Source organism: Mixta hanseatica, from assembly GCF_023517775.1.
GTDB lineage: Bacteria > Pseudomonadota > Gammaproteobacteria > Enterobacterales > Enterobacteriaceae > Mixta > Mixta hanseatica.
Genome location: NZ_CP082904.1, coordinates 3,639,459 through 3,655,403, shown reverse-complemented (window position 1 = coordinate 3,655,403; position 15,945 = coordinate 3,639,459). Strand labels below are relative to the sequence as shown.

The 15,945-nt window shown below is 56.4% G+C and carries 16 protein-coding genes; 6 read left to right on the top strand and 10 right to left on the bottom strand.

Going from position 1 to position 15,945, the window contains the following annotated elements:
• Nucleotide 1: 1 nt before the first annotated feature.
• The 3 genes from K6958_RS17385 to K6958_RS17375 all read right to left on the bottom strand — a co-directional run bounded on the left by K6958_RS17385 (nt 2) and on the right by K6958_RS17375 (nt 1,226).
• Nucleotides 2–337, bottom strand: coding sequence for a putative quinol monooxygenase (locus K6958_RS17385; protein WP_249892280.1), 336 nt, complete (start codon nt 335–337; stop codon nt 2–4).
• Nucleotides 338–371: 34 nt separating this feature from the next.
• Complete coding sequence (locus tag K6958_RS17380; protein WP_249892279.1) at nt 372–953, bottom strand: NAD(P)H-dependent oxidoreductase; 582 nt, start codon at nt 951–953, stop codon at nt 372–374.
• 135 nt (nt 954–1,088) lie between these two features.
• Nucleotides 1,089–1,226, bottom strand: coding sequence for a hypothetical protein (locus K6958_RS17375; protein WP_249892278.1), 138 nt, complete (start codon nt 1,224–1,226; stop codon nt 1,089–1,091).
• Between the two features lies 1 nt (nt 1,227).
• Here K6958_RS17375 and parC point away from each other — a divergent pair, with 1 nt between their 5' ends.
• The 3 genes from parC (at nt 1,228) to ftsP (ending at nt 5,872) form a co-directional block, all read left to right on the top strand.
• A complete protein-coding gene (gene parC / locus K6958_RS17370; protein ID WP_249892277.1) occupies nt 1,228–3,501 on the top strand; it encodes a DNA topoisomerase IV subunit A in 2,274 nt (757 codons plus the stop codon).
• A gap of 112 nt (nt 3,502–3,613) precedes the next feature.
• Nucleotides 3,614–4,351: a 1-acylglycerol-3-phosphate O-acyltransferase gene (locus K6958_RS17365; protein WP_249892276.1), complete on the top strand. Its 738-nt coding sequence runs from the start codon at nt 3,614–3,616 to the stop codon at nt 4,349–4,351.
• A gap of 96 nt (nt 4,352–4,447) precedes the next feature.
• On the top strand, nt 4,448–5,872 hold the full coding sequence (gene ftsP, locus K6958_RS17360) for a cell division protein FtsP (protein ID WP_249892275.1): 1,425 nt from the start codon (nt 4,448–4,450) through the stop codon (nt 5,870–5,872).
• Nucleotides 5,873–6,346: 474 nt separating this feature from the next.
• Here the strand turns inward: ftsP and dkgA are convergent, their stop codons facing one another.
• Nucleotides 6,347–7,171, bottom strand: a complete 825-nt coding sequence (gene dkgA / locus K6958_RS17355) for a 2,5-didehydrogluconate reductase DkgA (RefSeq protein ID WP_249892274.1) — start codon at nt 7,169–7,171, stop codon at nt 6,347–6,349.
• A gap of 199 nt (nt 7,172–7,370) precedes the next feature.
• Here dkgA and K6958_RS17350 point away from each other — a divergent pair, with 199 nt between their 5' ends.
• Complete coding sequence (locus tag K6958_RS17350) at nt 7,371–8,264, top strand: AraC family transcriptional regulator (RefSeq protein ID WP_249892273.1); 894 nt, start codon at nt 7,371–7,373, stop codon at nt 8,262–8,264.
• A gap of 21 nt (nt 8,265–8,285) precedes the next feature.
• Here K6958_RS17350 and K6958_RS17345 read toward each other — a convergent pair whose 3' ends face one another.
• The 5 genes from K6958_RS17345 to K6958_RS17325 all read right to left on the bottom strand — a co-directional run bounded on the left by K6958_RS17345 (nt 8,286) and on the right by K6958_RS17325 (nt 13,280).
• Complete coding sequence (locus K6958_RS17345) at nt 8,286–8,945, bottom strand: DedA family protein (protein ID WP_249892272.1); 660 nt, start codon at nt 8,943–8,945, stop codon at nt 8,286–8,288.
• Nucleotides 8,946–9,070: 125 nt separating this feature from the next.
• Nucleotides 9,071–10,264, bottom strand: coding sequence for a cystathionine beta-lyase (gene metC / locus K6958_RS17340; protein WP_249892271.1), 1,194 nt, complete (start codon nt 10,262–10,264; stop codon nt 9,071–9,073).
• Nucleotides 10,265–10,438: 174 nt separating this feature from the next.
• Entirely contained in the window at nt 10,439–11,725 is a 1,287-nt protein-coding gene (locus K6958_RS17335) for a TRAP transporter large permease (protein ID WP_249894725.1), read from the bottom strand.
• A 13-nt stretch (nt 11,726–11,738) separates the two neighbouring features.
• Entirely contained in the window at nt 11,739–12,245 is a 507-nt protein-coding gene (locus K6958_RS17330; RefSeq protein WP_249892270.1) for a TRAP transporter small permease, read from the bottom strand.
• Between the two features lie 57 nt (nt 12,246–12,302).
• Nucleotides 12,303–13,280: a TRAP transporter substrate-binding protein gene (locus tag K6958_RS17325; protein ID WP_249892269.1), complete on the bottom strand. Its 978-nt coding sequence runs from the start codon at nt 13,278–13,280 to the stop codon at nt 12,303–12,305.
• Between the two features lie 353 nt (nt 13,281–13,633).
• On the opposite strand from K6958_RS17325, the gene exbB reads away from it, so the two are divergent.
• Both exbB and exbD read left to right on the top strand, forming a co-directional pair.
• On the top strand, nt 13,634–14,371 hold the full coding sequence (gene exbB / locus K6958_RS17320; RefSeq protein ID WP_249894724.1) for a tol-pal system-associated acyl-CoA thioesterase: 738 nt from the start codon (nt 13,634–13,636) through the stop codon (nt 14,369–14,371).
• Nucleotides 14,372–14,376: 5 nt separating this feature from the next.
• Nucleotides 14,377–14,799 carry a TonB system transport protein ExbD gene (gene exbD / locus K6958_RS17315; protein WP_249892268.1) on the top strand — a complete coding sequence of 141 codons (423 nt, stop codon included), beginning with the start codon at nt 14,377–14,379 and terminating at the stop codon, nt 14,797–14,799.
• 73 nt (nt 14,800–14,872) lie between these two features.
• Here exbD and K6958_RS17310 read toward each other — a convergent pair whose 3' ends face one another.
• A complete protein-coding gene (locus tag K6958_RS17310) occupies nt 14,873–15,766 on the bottom strand; it encodes an SDR family oxidoreductase (RefSeq protein ID WP_249892267.1) in 894 nt (297 codons plus the stop codon).
• Nucleotides 15,767–15,945: the final 179 nt, after the last annotated feature.

Here is a 15,945-nt window from a genome sequence, read left to right as displayed (position 1 = left end):
CTTACGGTACGACAGGATCCGGCACGGCGTCCGTCGGTTTTTCCATCACAAAGATCTTCACATCCAGTACATCATCTTTGATGCGTTCGCGATGGGCTTCCATATGCGGCTGTTGCTGATGCTGTTCCAGATGGCGCAGCGACTGCCAATATTCCAGCATAAAAATGGAATCCGGCAGGTTCTGCTTCCACGGTACCTGCGCCTGATGATCGACCAGCGCCTGATATTTATGGCAGCCTTCTTCTTCTAACACCCGCGGCGTAAGATCGTGAATGGCTGCCAGCACCGCCTCCCGGCGGCCAGGCTTAACGCAAATTTCGGCTACAACTGTCAGCATACTCGCTCCCTGGTAAGAGTTTCAGAGCGTTAAGTTAAGCAAAGATTTTAGCCAGGTGCTCACGGTAGCGCTCGATATCACGCGGGATGTCAGGCTGTTTAATCACGTCATTACAGATAAAGGTCGGCAGGCCTTCCATTCCCAGGAACTGGTTAGCCTTATGGAAATGGAGATAAAGCCCGTCCACGCCTACGCCTTCAAAGAACTGCTGCGGATCGGTAAAGGCTTCCAGCGGCGCGTTCCAGGTTAACGACAGCATATATTTTTTGCCCTGCAGCAGGCCGCCGGAACCATATTTCTTGCTGGCGTCGGAACGGGTGCGGCCATCGCTGGCATACAGCGCACCGTGACCTTCGGTAAAGACTTCATCGATATATTTTTTCAGGATCCACGGCTCGCCCATCCACCAGCCTGGCATCTGATAAATCACTACGTCGTTATCAAGGTACTTCTGCACTTCCTGCTGGATATCATAGCCGTCGTCAATGCGCGTGACCTGCACTTCATGGCCCCGATCGCGTAAAAAGGTTTCTGCCACTTCGGTCATCGTGTGGTTCAGTTCACCGTTTGAGTGGGCGAATTGTTTGCCCGCATCAAGAATTAAAATCTTACTCATCTTCTTTGTCGCTCCGTTGAAAATTCTGAGGTCAGTTTACGTGCGTAGCAGGCAAAGAAAAATGTACGTTTGATCATAACACTTTTGCGCATAACGCAATAATCAGCGCGTAATGTGAAAGAAAATAGCTGAATCTCAGGCGCCGCTCAGCGTCGATAATGCGCCGCGGCAACCGCGACTAAACTGTGACATCGCCGCATCAGATAAGGTACTATCCTCGCCAAACAGATCGCCACGCGGCGCGCTGACGCCCGCCGCAACGTGAGGAATCATAATGAGTGACTTGACGCAGGATGGTGCAGAGCGTCTTGCCCTGCATAAATTTACTGAGAATGCCTACCTGAACTATTCCATGTACGTCATCATGGACAGGGCGCTTCCCTATATTGGCGATGGCCTGAAGCCGGTGCAGCGCCGTATCGTCTATGCGATGTCGGAGCTGGGCCTGAACGCCAGCGCAAAATTCAAAAAATCGGCGCGTACCGTGGGTGACGTGCTGGGTAAATACCATCCGCACGGCGACAGCGCCTGTTATGAAGCGATGGTATTAATGGCGCAGCCGTTCTCCTACCGCTATCCGCTGGTGGATGGGCAGGGGAACTGGGGTGCGCCGGACGATCCGAAATCCTTCGCCGCCATGCGTTACACCGAATCACGCCTGTCGCGCTACGCCGAGGTATTGCTGGGCGAGCTGGGCCAGGGCACGGTGGATTTCGTACCGAACTTTGACGGTACGTTAAACGAGCCGAAAATGCTGCCGGCGCGCCTGCCCAATATTTTGCTGAACGGCACTACCGGCATCGCCGTGGGCATGGCGACCGATATTCCGCCGCATAACCTGCGTGAAGTGGCGCAGGCAACCATGGCGCTGATTGATAATCCGAAGACCAGCCTGGACGATCTGCTGGATATCGTGCAGGGGCCTGATTTCCCGACCGAAGCGGAAATTATCACCCCGCGCGCCGAGATCCGTAAGATCTACCAGAACGGTCGCGGATCGGTGCGTCAGCGGGCGGTATGGAAAAAAGAAGATGGCGAAGTGGTGATCACCGCGCTGCCGCATCAGGTTTCCGGCGCGCGCGTGCTGGAGCAGATCGCCGCGCAGATGCGCAATAAAAAGCTGCCGATGGTCGAGGATCTGCGTGACGAATCCGATCACGAGAACCCCACGCGTCTGGTACTGGTGCCGCGCTCGAACCGTGTCGATCTCGATCAGGTGATGAACCATCTGTTCGCCACCACCGATCTGGAAAAAAGCTACCGCATCAACCTGAACATGATCGGGCTGGATAACCGTCCTGCGGTGAAAAACCTGCTGGAAATTCTCAGCGAATGGCTGGTGTTCCGACGCGACACGGTACGCCGCCGTTTGCAGCATCGTCTCGATAAAGTCCTGAAGCGCCTGCATATCCTTGAAGGTCTGCTGGTCGCTTTCCTCAATATCGACGAAGTGATCGAGATTATCCGCAGCGAAGATCAGCCGAAGCCGGTGCTGATGTCGCGTTTCGATATCAGCGAAACCCAGGCGGAAGCGATCCTGGAATTAAAGCTGCGTCATCTGGCGAAGCTGGAAGAGATGAAAATTCGCGGCGAGCAGGATGAGCTGGCCAAAGAGCGCGATCAGCTGCAGGCCACGCTGGCTTCCGAGCGCCGGATGAATACGCTGTTGAAGAAAGAGCTTCAGGCGGATAGCGAAGCCTATGGCGATGAGCGCCGTTCGCCGCTGCACGAACGTGAAGAGGCGAAAGCGATCAGCGAAAACGAGCTGGTGCCTTCCGAGCCGGTCACGGTGGTGCTGTCGCAAATGGGCTGGGTGCGCAGCGCCAAAGGCCATGATATTGATCCTGCCGGATTAAGCTACAAGGCTGGCGACAGCTATCTGGCCGCCGCGCGGGGCAAAAGCAATCAGCCGGTCGCCTTTATCGACTCAACTGGTCGCAGCTACACGCTGGATCCTTCCACGTTGCCGTCGGCGCGCAGCCAGGGCGAGCCGCTAACCGGCAAGCTGACGCCGCCGCCGGGCGCGGTAATGGAACAGGTGCTGATGGAGGCGGAAGAGCAGCGCCTGCTGATGGCCTCTGACGCGGGCTACGGTTTTGTCTGCACCTTCGCCGATCTGGTCTCGCGCAACCGCGCCGGTAAAGCGCTGTTGACGCTGCCGGAAAACGCCAAAGTGATGACGCCAATGGCGATCCACAGCGATGACGATATGCTGCTGGCGATTACCGCGGCGGGCCGCATGCTGATGTTCCCGGTGGGCGATCTGCCGCAGCTGTCGAAAGGCAAGGGGAATAAGATCATCTCTATTCCGTCGGCGCAGGCCAGCAGCGGTGAAGACCGTCTTGCCTGGCTCTATCTGCTGCCGCCGGGCAGCGCCATTACGCTGTATGTGGGCAAACGTAAGCTGACGCTGCGTCCGGAAGAGCTACAGAAATTCCGTGCCGAGCGCGGACGTCGCGGCACGCTGTTGCCGCGCGGCCTGCAGCGTATCGACCGCGTTGAGGTGGATGCGCCGGCACGCGCCGTTTCTGACGATAGCGAAGCCTGATAGCGCAGGGAATCCGCCGCGCCGCCGGTTAACCGCGCGGCGCGGCGGTGCAATACCGGTGTGTTTTCACATAAAGCCGGTATACTTAGGCGGAAGCCACAATGAGGTCGTTATGCTGCTAATTTTACGTGTCTTTTTGGTTGTTATTTATTCAATTCTGGTTTGTGTATTTGGCTGCATCTGGTGCCTGTTTTCTCCGCGTAATCCGCGCCATGTCGCCACGTTTGGCCATCTGTTCGGCGCGCTGGCGCCGCTGTTTGGCGTCAAGGTTGAGCTGCGTAAGCCGGCAGGGGCTGAGAACTATGGCAATGCGATCTACATCGCCAACCATCAGAACAACTATGACATGATTACTGCGTCGAATATCGTGCAGCCCTCTACGGTGACGGTGGGTAAAAAAAGCCTGCTGTGGATCCCTTTCTTCGGCCTGCTCTACTGGCTAACGGGCAATCTGCTGATCGACCGCGATAATCGCACCAAAGCGCATACCACCATTGGTAAAGTGGTGGATGAGTTTAAAAGAAAACGCATCTCTTTCTGGATGTTCCCGGAAGGGACGCGCAGTCGTGGACGCGGTCTGCTGCCGTTTAAGACCGGCGCTTTCCATGCCGCCGTCGCCGCAGGCGTGCCGATTATTCCAATCGTCGTCTCGACCACGCATGATAAAATTAAGCTCAACCGTTGGAAAAACGGTCTGGTGATTATCGAAATGCTGCCGCCGGTAGATGTGGCCGCCTTTGAAAAAGAGTCGGTGCGTAAGCTGGCGACGCACTGTCGTGAGCTGATGCAGGCCAAACTTAACGAACTGGATGCGGAAGTCGCCGAGCGGGAAGCCAACGGCAAGGTATAATTCATACGGGCCACAGCCGTGGCCCCACAGCAATCTCTGAACAACAATAAAAACGGACCGCGTCAGCCTGGCGCCGCGCGCCGCTATGGAGTCGTTATGTCTTTCAGTCGACGTCAATTTATACAGGCTTCGGGCATAGCCCTGTGCGCGGGCGCGCTGCCGGTTAGCGCGCAAGCGGCAAGCAGTGAAACGCCATTGCCTATTCCGCCGCTGCTGGAGTCACGCCGCGGGCAGCCGCTGTTTCTGACGGCGCAGCGCAGCCACTGGTCTTTTTCTGGCGACAGAAACAAGGTGCCGGTATGGGGAATCAATGGTCTTTACCTGGGGCCGACGGTGCGCGTCTGGAGCGGCGATGACGTTAAGCTGATTTACAATAATCGGCTGAATGAGCCGGTGGCGATGAGCGTCGGCGGTTTACAGGTGCCGGGTGCGCTGTGCGGCGGAGCGCCGCGCATGATGTCGCCGGGCGTGGACTGGGCGCCGGTGTTGCCGGTGCGTCAGCGCGCGGCAACCTGCTGGTATCACGCCAGCACGCCGAACCGGATGGCGCAGCACGTCTACAACGGCCTGGCGGGCATGTGGCTGATTGAGGATGAGGTGAGTAAATCGCTCCCGATCCCTAAACACTACGGCGTTGATGACTTCCCGCTGATTATTCAGGACAAACGCCTCGATAACTTTGGCGTGCCGATCTACAACCCGCCGGAAAACGGTGGACTGATCGGCGATACGCTGCTGGTGAACGGCGTACAGAGCCCGTTTGTCGAGGTATCGCGCGGCTGGGTGCGCCTGCGACTGCTGAACGCCTCTAACGCGCGACGCTATGAAATGATCCTGAGCGATAATCGACCTTTCCATGTCATCGCCAGCGATCAGGGCTTTTTGCCGGCGCCGGTGGCGGTGCAACAGCTTTCGCTGGCACCCGGCGAGCGCCGCGAAGTGCTGCTGGATATGTCGCAGGGCGAAGAGGTGTCGATCACCGCTGGCGTAGCGGCAGGCATTATGGATCGTCTGCGCGGCCTGTTTGAACCCTCCAGTATTTTAACCTCGACGCTGATTTTGACGCTGCGGCCGACCGGCCTGCTGCCGTTGGTGACCGATAATCTGCCGATGCGCCTGCTGGCCGATCAGCTGCTTGACGGCACGCCGGTTCGCACCCGTGAGCTACGGCTGGGCGATGCGCAGCCGGGCATTAACGGCGCGCTGTGGGATATGTCGCGTATTGATATTCAGGCGCAGCAGGGCAGCTACGAGCGCTGGATTGTGCATGCTGATACGCCGCAGGCGTTTCATATTCAGGGCGTGAGCTTCTTAGTCAAAAGCGTCAACGGCGCGCAGCCGTTCGGCGAAGATCGCGGCTGGAAAGATACCGTTTGGGTGGATGGCGAAGTGGAGCTGCTGGTGGCCTTTAACCAGCCCTCCTCGGAGCATTTCCCGTTTGTTTATTACAGCCAAACGCTGGAGATGGCGGATCGCGGCACGGCGGGGCAGCTGCTGGTGCAGCCGAGCCAGGTCGGCTAACGTCGGGCGTTAAACGCCAGCGCGGATGCGCGCTAACGCTGAATATAGCAGGCGCTGAAAACCATTAAGTTAACAGTTTAGGCTGTAAGCGGACGCAAATAAAAGCGATACAATGCCAGCGCAGGAAGCGCGAACATAGCCAGGTTTTAAAAACCATTTAATTAATAGTGCAGATGGTGAGCGAACATAACTAAAAGCAATGTCGAAAGCTAAAGCGTGGGGAGACCGGGCAGAAGAGTAAAGCGTCCCGCGCCATGGACGGCGCGGGCCGAGCTGTCAGGGATGACGTGGTTTGCGTCTTTACGATCGGCCCGGTCTCCCTGCGCGGGCGCCAGACCCACAGCGGGAGGCTCCAGAACCACAGCGGGAGACGCCAGAACCACAGCGGGAGACGCCAGACCCACAGCGAGTAGCGCCAGACCCACAGCGATGAGCACCAGATCCACCCGACGAACATCTGATCAATCAGTCCCGTTAATTCAGCTCATCCGGGTGCGGTCCCAGACGCGTACCGCTATCCATCTTAGCGATTTCACTGATCTCCGTTTTCTCGAGACGGAAATCAAACACATGGAAATTCTCCTCAATGCGCGATGGCGTCACCGATTTCGGGATCACGACCAGGCCGCTATCCAGATGCCAGCGAATTACCACCTGTGCCGGCGTCTTGCCATATTTCTTCGCCAGCTGCTTAATCACATCCTGATCGAACACACCTTTACCGCCCTGCGCCAGCGGACTCCAGGACTCCGTTTGAATCTGATGCATGGCGTTCCAGGCGTGCAGCTCACGTTGCTGAAGCATTGGATGCAGCTCTATCTGATTGATCACTGGCGTCACGCCCGTTTCATCAATTAAGCGCTTCAGGTGCTTCTCCTGGAAATTACATACGCCGATGCTTTTCGCCAGCCCCTGCTGTTGCAGTTCGATCATCCCTTTCCACGCCTCAACGTAATTATCCTTTTCCGGGCAGGGCCAGTGCATCAGATAAAGATCGACAGACTCCAGCTGTAATTTCTCCAGGCTGCTCTCCATTGCCTGCTGCCAGTTCAGCTGATCCTCATTCCACAGCTTGGTAGTGACGAAAATATCCTCACGCGGCACGTCAGTCTGCTGTAAAGCCTGGCCAATGCCTTCCTCATTTTTATAAATGGCGGCGGTATCGATCGAGCGATAGCCCACTTCCAGTGCCTTCAGCGCCGCATTGCGCGCCTCTTCAATCGTGGCCTGCCATACGCCCAGCCCCAGCTGCGGCATCATACTGCCGTCACGCAGTTTAATAATCGGTTGGTCTGCCATAACTTCTCCTTACTGGTTAGTTGGACCCGATAACGCTTAAGTCTAGTCGAGATATACGGCGGCGGCTGAACCGTCTAAAGCCACGGTAAAAAAGCCCGTGCTTATTTCTGCAGGAAACTTGCCTGATTCTCCAGACGGCTGGAGAATTTCGCCAACTACGGGCAAACTGCCGGTGGGTTAGTCAACGCGAGTAGAGAAAATGGATCGGGAAGCGATCAGCGCCACCCTGGCGCAAAAAGTGATTCAGCTGCGTCAAGCCGGACGCGCCGCCTTGCCTGAACTGCCAGAGGTGCAGCTGCTTTATGCTGATAAAACCTGGGCCCGCACACCGGTAATGTATCGACCCGGCATCGTTATTCTGTTTCAGGGCAAAAAAGTGGGTTATATCGGCACCACTACCTTTAACTACGATGCCAGCAAATATTTAATGCTGACCGTGCCGCTGCCGTTTGAATGCGAAACCTTCGCCACGCCGGAAAGCCCGCTGGCAGGTATCATGCTGCATGTGGATATGCCCAGGCTGCAGGACTTACTCATCGAACTCAATAATGATGAAAGCTTCCAGCCCAGGCCGCTTAATCAGGGCATTCACTCCGCTTTCCTCTCTGAAGAACTGCTCTGCGCCACCGAACGGCTGCTGGATGTGATGCATAAAGATCGGGATGCGCGCGTGCTCGGGCCGCAAATCGTAAGGGAAATCCTCTATTATGTACTCACCGGCCCCTGTGGCGGCGCACTACTGTCGCTGGTCAGCCGTCACACTCAGTTCAGCCAGATAGCACGAGCGCTGCGGCGCATAGAAAGCTGTTATACCGATAACCTCAGCGTAGAGCTGCTGGCGGCGGAGGTGAACATGAGCGTCTCGGCGTTCCACCATAACTTTAAGGCGGTCACCAGCACCTCGCCGCTGCAGTATCTGAAAACCTATCGGTTGCACCAGGCGCGTAATATGATGCTGCAGGAGGGACTAAAGGCCAGCGCGGCGGCAATGAAGGTGGGTTATGAAAGCGCCTCGCAGTTCTCGCGCGAGTTTAAGCGCTACTTCGGCGTCACGCCGGGGGAAGAGATCACCCGAATGCGGCTGGCAGGATAACGCCCCGCCAGCCGGGGCAAATCAGGCGCGCTGACGGCGCTTTTTCCACAGCAGCGCGACGCTGCCCGCCAGGCCGAGGAACAGCAGGGCGACCGGTAAAATAATCAAAATCGCCATCACCTGATCTTCATGGCGCTTGATAAACGGCACCTGGCTGATGCCATAGCCAAAGGCGGTTACAATTGTTACCCACAGCAGGCCGCTCAGCCAGTTAAACAGCTGAAAACGGCCGTTTTGCAGGCCGGAAATGCCCGCCATGGTTGGCAGCAACGTGCGCACAAACGCCAGAAAACGACCGACCAGCAGCGCCATCAGGCCGTGGCGGTTAAACAGATGCCAGGCGCGTTGATGATATTGCGCCGGCAAATGCATCAGCCAGCTTTTCACCAGGCGGGTATTGCCCAGCCAGCGCCCTTGCAAATAGCTCAGCCAGCAGCCGAGGCTGGCGGCGGTGGTCAAAATGAGCAGCGTGGGGACAAAATCCATTACCCCTTTGGCGATCATTGCGCCCGCCAGCAGCAGCAGGCTATCGCCCGGCAGGAAAGAGGCGGGCAGCAGGCCGTTTTCCAGAAATAGCGTAAGAAACATAATGCCGTAAACGATCCAAACCACATCTGGATTGGCCAGCGCGGCAAAATCCTGATGCCATAGCGCCTGAACAATCTCATGTATCACACCCATGTGCTTCCTCGTTGACTGTGGTAATCGTTTAAGTGTAACTGCAAAGCGTCGCCCGCATCCTGTCTGCTAAATAACCGCGGGCGACCTGTTAAGCGTCTGTTTAAGGTTAGCCTGATTTTTACCGCTTATGGCTGGGCGATACGCGCAAAACCGGCGGCCAGATCGGCAATTAAATCATCGATATGCTCCAGGCCGATATGCAACCGGACCAGCGTCCCGCTAAAATCCACGCCGTTAAGCGGACGAATCGCCGCCAGCTCTTCCGGCTGATTGGCCAGAATCAGAGACTCGAATCCGCCCCAGGAGTAAGCCATGCTGAAGTGGTGAAAACCATCGAGGAATTGTGCCAGTTTTTCATCGCTCAGTTTTTGCGCCAGCACAAAGGAAAACAGGCCGCTGCTGCCGCTAAAATCACGCTGCCAGGCCTGATGACCAGAGCACTGCGCCAGCGCCGGATGATTAACGCGCGCCACTTCGGGACGCGCTGCCAGCCAGTTAGCCACCGCCAGCGCGCTCTCCTCATGCTGACGCAGGCGCACCGCCAGCGTACGCAGGCCGCGACTGGTAACGTAGGCGGTATCCGCATCCACCATCTGCCCCATCAGATAAGAATTTTCACGCAGACGATCCCAGCAGCGCGCATTGCTGACGGCCGTGCCGATCATCGCATCGGAATGCCCCACCAGATACTTGGTGCCCGCCTGAATCGAGATATCCACGCCGTGATCCAGCGGACGAAACAGCAAACCGGCAGCCCAGGTATTATCCAGCATAATGATCGCCTCGGGCGCTTTACTGCGCACCGCCTGCACGATGGCGGGCACATCCTGCACTTCCATGGTAATGGAAGCCGGAGACTCGAGGAAAACCACTTTGGTATGAGGCTGCACCAGATCGACGATTTCAGCGCCGGCGAGATGATCGAAATAGCGCGTAGTGACGCCCAGCTTAGCGAGGATCTTATTGCAAAAATCCTGCGTAGGCTCGTAAACCGAGCCGGCCATCAGCACCTCATCGCCCGCCTCGACAAAGGCCAGTATTGCATTTGATACCGCCGCCGCGCCGCACGGATAGAGCGCGCAGCCCGCGCCGCCTTCCAGCTCGCACATCGCTTCCTGCAGCGAGAAATGCGTCAGCGTACCGCGACGGCCATAAAAGAGTTCGCCCTGCGCGCGTCCGGCGGTGGCGCGTTTCTTATCGGCGACGGTAGGGAAGACCAGTGAAGAGGCGCGTTGAATAACGCTATTAACGGAGCCTTGAGTGTAACGTGGTTGTCTTCCTGCGCTAATCAGTGTGGTTTCAATATTTTTTTTCGACATGCTGCAAGCGGTCCTGCCTTACCTGTAGTGAGGCGTTAACTTACCACGTTTAGCGGGCCGGGGTTGAGAGCGATTTGCCACTATCAGACAGTGACCAGAAAGGTGAAAAAAGCGGGCGGCAGCGGAAAAGGCGCCGTCGCCCACCGGGGAGTATCAGCGCTTACGCGACGCCCGTCACATCACTCCCATCACATGCGGTAGCCACAGGGAGATCGCCGGGACATAGGTGATCAGTATCAGCACCACAAACAGCGCGCAGTAAAACGGCAGCATTGCCTTGACCACCTGCTCAATTTTCTGTTTGCCGACCGCGCTGGCGACAAACAGCACCGTGCCTACCGGCGGCGTAATCAGGCCGATCCCGAGGTTGGTCATCATGATCATACCGAAGTGCACCGGATCGATGCCCAGCGAGGTCGCCACCGGCAGCAGCACTGGCGTCAGGATCAGGATAATCGGCGCCATATCCATCAAGGTGCCGATCACCAGCAGCAGCAGGTTGATGCACATCAGAATCACGTACTTGTTATCCGACAGCGTGGTAAAGGCATCGGTGATAAGGGTCGGCAGCTGCATAAAGGTCATTACCGCGCCAAAACCGGAGGCGAAGGCGATCAGCACCATCACGATGGTGACGGTTTTTATGGTGCGGAACAGCAGGATATGCAGTTGATTCCACTTAAAGTCGCGGTAGATAAACATGGTGACGAAGAAGGCCCAGAGACAGGCGATAGCCGCCGACTCCGACGCGGTGAAGATGCCGGAGAGAATGCCGCCCAGAATGATCACGATGGTAAAGAGGCCCCAAAAGGCGTCGAAGAAGATTTTTACCGCCTGGCGAAACGGAATGCGTTCGCCTTTGGGATAGCCGCGCTTGCGTGCGAAGGCGAGGCACATCACCATCAGGCACAGCCCCAGCAGCAGACCAGGAAAGATCCCGGCGACAAACAGTGAGGAGATCGTCACCACCCCGCCGGTGGCCAGCGAATAGATCACCGAATTATGGCTGGGCGGCGTCAGCACCGCCTGCACCGATCCGCTGGCGGTGACCGCCGCGGCGAAATCACGCGGATACCCTTTCTCTTCCATCTGCGGGATCATCACCGAGCCGATAGAGGCGGTATCCGCTACTGACGAACCGGAGATCGCGCCAAAAAAGGTCGAGGCGACGATATTCACCAGCGACAGCCCGCCACGGATAAAGCCGACGAAAATATAGGCGAAGTTAACCAGCCGTCGGGCGATGCCCCCTTCGGCCATAATCGCCCCGGCCAGAATAAAGAACGGAATGGTCAGTAATGAGAACTTATTCACGCCATTGGTAATCTGGATAACTACCGCCTCCAGCGGCAGGTCAATCCACCAGGCGCCGATAAAAGCGCTGAGGCCGACGGCAAAAGCGACCGGAAAACCTATCAGCAACAGGAGCATCAAACTGCCAATTAAGATCAGTGCGTCCATCATAAGCTCCGAATCAGTGGGTGCCGCCAAGGCTGACCAGCGGGCGCTCGGACTGATCGCCGCACAGCAGGCGTTCAATCACAAACAGAATAGTCAGCAGCGCGCCGACCGGGATAGGCAGATACATCTCACCAAAGGTGATAGCTGGCAAGGAAGCCTGCGGCTGCTCCCACATCGCTTCGCACAGCGCATAGCTCGCCTGAAAAATAATCAGGCAGGCGGCCAGCATCAGCAGATTGCTTAACAGCAGCGCGATTTTTTGCCCGCGCGGCGACAGGCGATCGGTCACCATTGAGACGCAGATATGGGTGCCCGCCCGAAACCCGACCGGCGCGCCGATAAAGGTAAAAATAATCATGCAGACAATGGCGACCGGCTCCGGCCACGAGAGGGCATCGTTCATCACATAGCGGGCAAAAATACCGATGGGGATCACCGTCACCATTAACAATAAGGATACGGCGGCGATCGTCATGCACAGCAGGTAGACCGCATCCATCAAACGTGAATATGCAGACATAGTGTGTTACCTGGTTAGCGGCGCCACGAGAAGACGTGGCGCAGGAAAGAGAAAAGGTTATTTCACCGCAGCGATTTGCTGCATCAGATCCTGATAATCCTTACCGTATTGATCGCGGACCGGCTGCGTCGCTTTCATAAAAACATCGCGATCGATCTGCTGAAAAGTTACGCCGCCCGCTTTCATTTTATCCAGCGACTGCTGGTTATAGGCTGCCCATAGCTTGCGTTCATCTTCCTGCGCTTCTTTGCCCAGCTTGCGCAGCAGCGTTTGATCTTCCGCTGACAGCTTGTCCCAGCTGCGTTTAGAGAACAGAATCATCTCCGGCTGGATAAAGTGTCCGGTCAGGGTGTAATACTTCGCTACCGGCAGATAGTTATGGGCAACAAAGGTTGGCGGGTTGTTTTCCGTGCCGTCCACCACGCCGGTTTGCATTGCGCTAAACACCTCGCTGACGCCCATCGCCACTGGATTGGCGCCCATTGCCTTCAGCGTCGCCAGCGAAATGGCGCTGTTCTGCACGCGAATTTTCATGCCTTTCAGATCTTCCGGCTTGGTTATCGGATCTTTCGTGATCATGTTGCGCACGCCGGCGTCGGTCCAGCCAAGGAACACCATGCGCGATCGGGGATTCTGCTCGAACTTTTCGACGATCGCTTTGCCGGGTTCGCCGTCCAGCACGTGGTGCATATGCGCCTCATCGCGGAAAACATACGGCAGCGTCAGCACGCCGGTTTCTGGCGCAATAGTCGAGACCGGCGCCAGCGAAACGCGAATCATATCCACCGCGCCGAGCTGTACCTGTTGCAGCGTTTGCTCTTCATCGCCCAGCGTGCCGCCAGCATACACACGCATCTCCAGTCGGCCATCGGTTGCCTGCTTCAGCTTTTCCCCCATATGTTCAAGTGCAACGACGGTGGGATAACCGGCAGGCTGAACTTCCGCCACCTTCAGCACCTTTGCCGAGGCGACTGTCGAGGCAAACAGCGCGGTGGATGCCAGCGATAACGCCAGCAACAGTTTTTTCATTTTCATTTGATGATCTCCTGCGCTTAAAGGGAGCCCGATTCCTGGTCTGAGGGAGGGGAGGGCAAAGGTCAGATGCCAGCGGGGCTGATTCACTATAGATAAATTGTGCTGGCGAAAAATTGGCGCAGCTGAATTGAATGAATCGCATCACATAATTAAAACGATGTTTTAATAAATTTATACGCAGCGTCACAATTTAAAAACTAACCGGTTACATCATTTCGCTGTCTTGCCCGGCTGGGGAGAAAAGCACGAGAATTCTTTGTAAATAGTAATGAGAACTAGTATCAATTCGCTCTTGTTTTGGTATGATCCGGAACTGTTTGAATGACTCTTCTTAAGGTTGGAGAACTAGCGTGGTGACCAATGAACTGATGCAGACGGATCTCTCTGTCTGGGGCATGTATGAACATGCGGACATCGTAGTAAAAGCGGTAATGATCGGGCTGCTGTTGGCGTCCGTTGTCACCTGGACCATCTTCTTCGGCAAGTTTACCGAGCTGACATCGGCGCGTCGGCGTTTGAAACAGGAACAGCAGGCGCTGGCGGAAGCGCGTTCGCTGCGTCAGGCCGCTGAGCTAAGCGACAATTTTCATGCGCGCAGCCAGAGTACGCTACTGCTGCAGGAAGCGCAGAACGAACTGGAGCTTTCCGCAGGATCGGACGATAACGAAGGCATTAAAGAGCGTACCGGCTTCCGCCTGGAGCGTCGCGTCGCGGCTATCAGCCGCCATGCCGGTCGCGGCAACGGCTTCCTGGCGACTATCGGTTCCGTCGCGCCCTTTATCGGCCTGTTCGGCACCGTATGGGGCATCATGAACAGCTTTATCGGCATCGCGCAAACGCAAACCACTAACCTGGCGGTTGTCGCGCCGGGTATCGCCGAGGCGCTGCTGGCCACCGCCATCGGCCTGATCGCCGCTATTCCGGCGGTCGTCACCTACAATATTTTTGCCCGCATGATCGCCAGCTATAAAGCGGGCCTGGGCGATGTAGCGGCGCAGGTGCTGCTGCTGCAAAGCCGCGATCTGGATCTGGCGCGCAGCAAAAGCGACGCGCAACCGGTACAGAGTGCACATAAACTGCGGGTAGGTTAAGCGCTATGGCGATGCGGTTAAATGACGATGTAGACAGTAACGGTGAAATGCATGAGATCAACGTGACGCCGTTTATCGACGTGATGTTGGTGCTGCTGATTATCTTTATGGTCGCCGCGCCGCTGGCCACGGTAGATGTCAGGGTTAACTTACCTGCCTCAACCAGCGCGCCGCAGCCGCGACCAGAAAAGCCGGTTTATCTTTCGATTAAAGCCGATAAGCAGATGTATATCGGCAACGAAGCGGTCAACAAGGATAAGCTGATCGACGTGCTGAACGCCCAAACCGAAGGCAAAAAAGATACCACCATCTTTTTCCAGGCGGATAAATCTGTGGATTATGAAACGCTGATGAGCGCAATGGATGCATTACGCGGCGCAGGCTATCTTAAGATTGGCCTGATGGGGATGGAAACCGCGCAAAAATAATCGTGCTGATCGCTAAGTATAAAAAACCGGGGCTTTCGCCCCGGTTTTTTTGTGCCTGCATCTGGCCTGTATTTTAACCCAGGTGTTCGCCACCGGTTACGCCATGCACTTCCGCCGTCACATAGCTGGATTCCTGCGAGGCCAGGTAGACATAAACCCCTGCCAGTTCCGCAGGCTGGCCGGCACGCTTCATTGGCGTCTGCTTACCAAACTCCGGCAGTTTCTCCTGCGGTTGTCCGCCTGCGATTTGCAACGCAGTCCAGATGGGGCCTGGCGCTACGCTATTAACGCGTATGCCTTTCTCTGCAACCTGCTTCGCCAACGCGCGGGTATAGGCGAGGATCGCCGCCTTGGTGGAGGCGTAATCCAGCAGGTGCGGGCTGGGCTGATAAGCCTGAATCGATGAGGTAGTAATGATCGAGGCGCCTTCCGGCAGCAGCGGGATCGCAGCCTGGGTGATCCAGAACAGGGAAAACACGTTGGTTTCATAGGTTTTACGGAACTGCTCGGTTGTCAGTTCAGCAATTTGCTCCACCGCAACCTGCTTACCGGCCACCAGCGCCAGGATATCCAGCCCGCCCAGCTCTTCATGTGCCTGAGTAACCAGCTGTTTACAAAAGGCTTCTTCACTAATATCGCCCGGGATCAGCACAACCTTACGGCCCGCTTCGCGAATATAGTTTGCCACTTCTTCCGCATCGCGCTGCTCAGCGGGCAGATAGTTGATGGCGACGTCGGCGCCTTCACGCGCATAAGCAATAGCGGCGGCGCGGCCAATACCGGAATCAGCGCCGGTTACCAGCGCCTTGCGTCCTTCCAGACGCTGACTGCCGCGGTAGCTTTTTTCGCCGCAGTCCGGCACCGGCTGCATATCCTGCTGGATGCCTGGCGCGGGTTGACGTTGTTTCGGGTATTCACCGGCGTAGTACTGGGTGAGAGGATTCTGCATTTTATATTGGTCTGCCATGTTTCCTCCTGATGTATTTAATGAAATTCACTGTAAAGGCTAGGAGAAACTGAGCGGATGTCGAGGCCGGTAACTGTTTGGATCAGTCAAGTAGCTGACCTGGCTGCAAAAAAACGCAGCGGGAAAGTATAAGAAAATATTAACAAATATGAATAATTACCGGCTAATGGCGTTTTTCG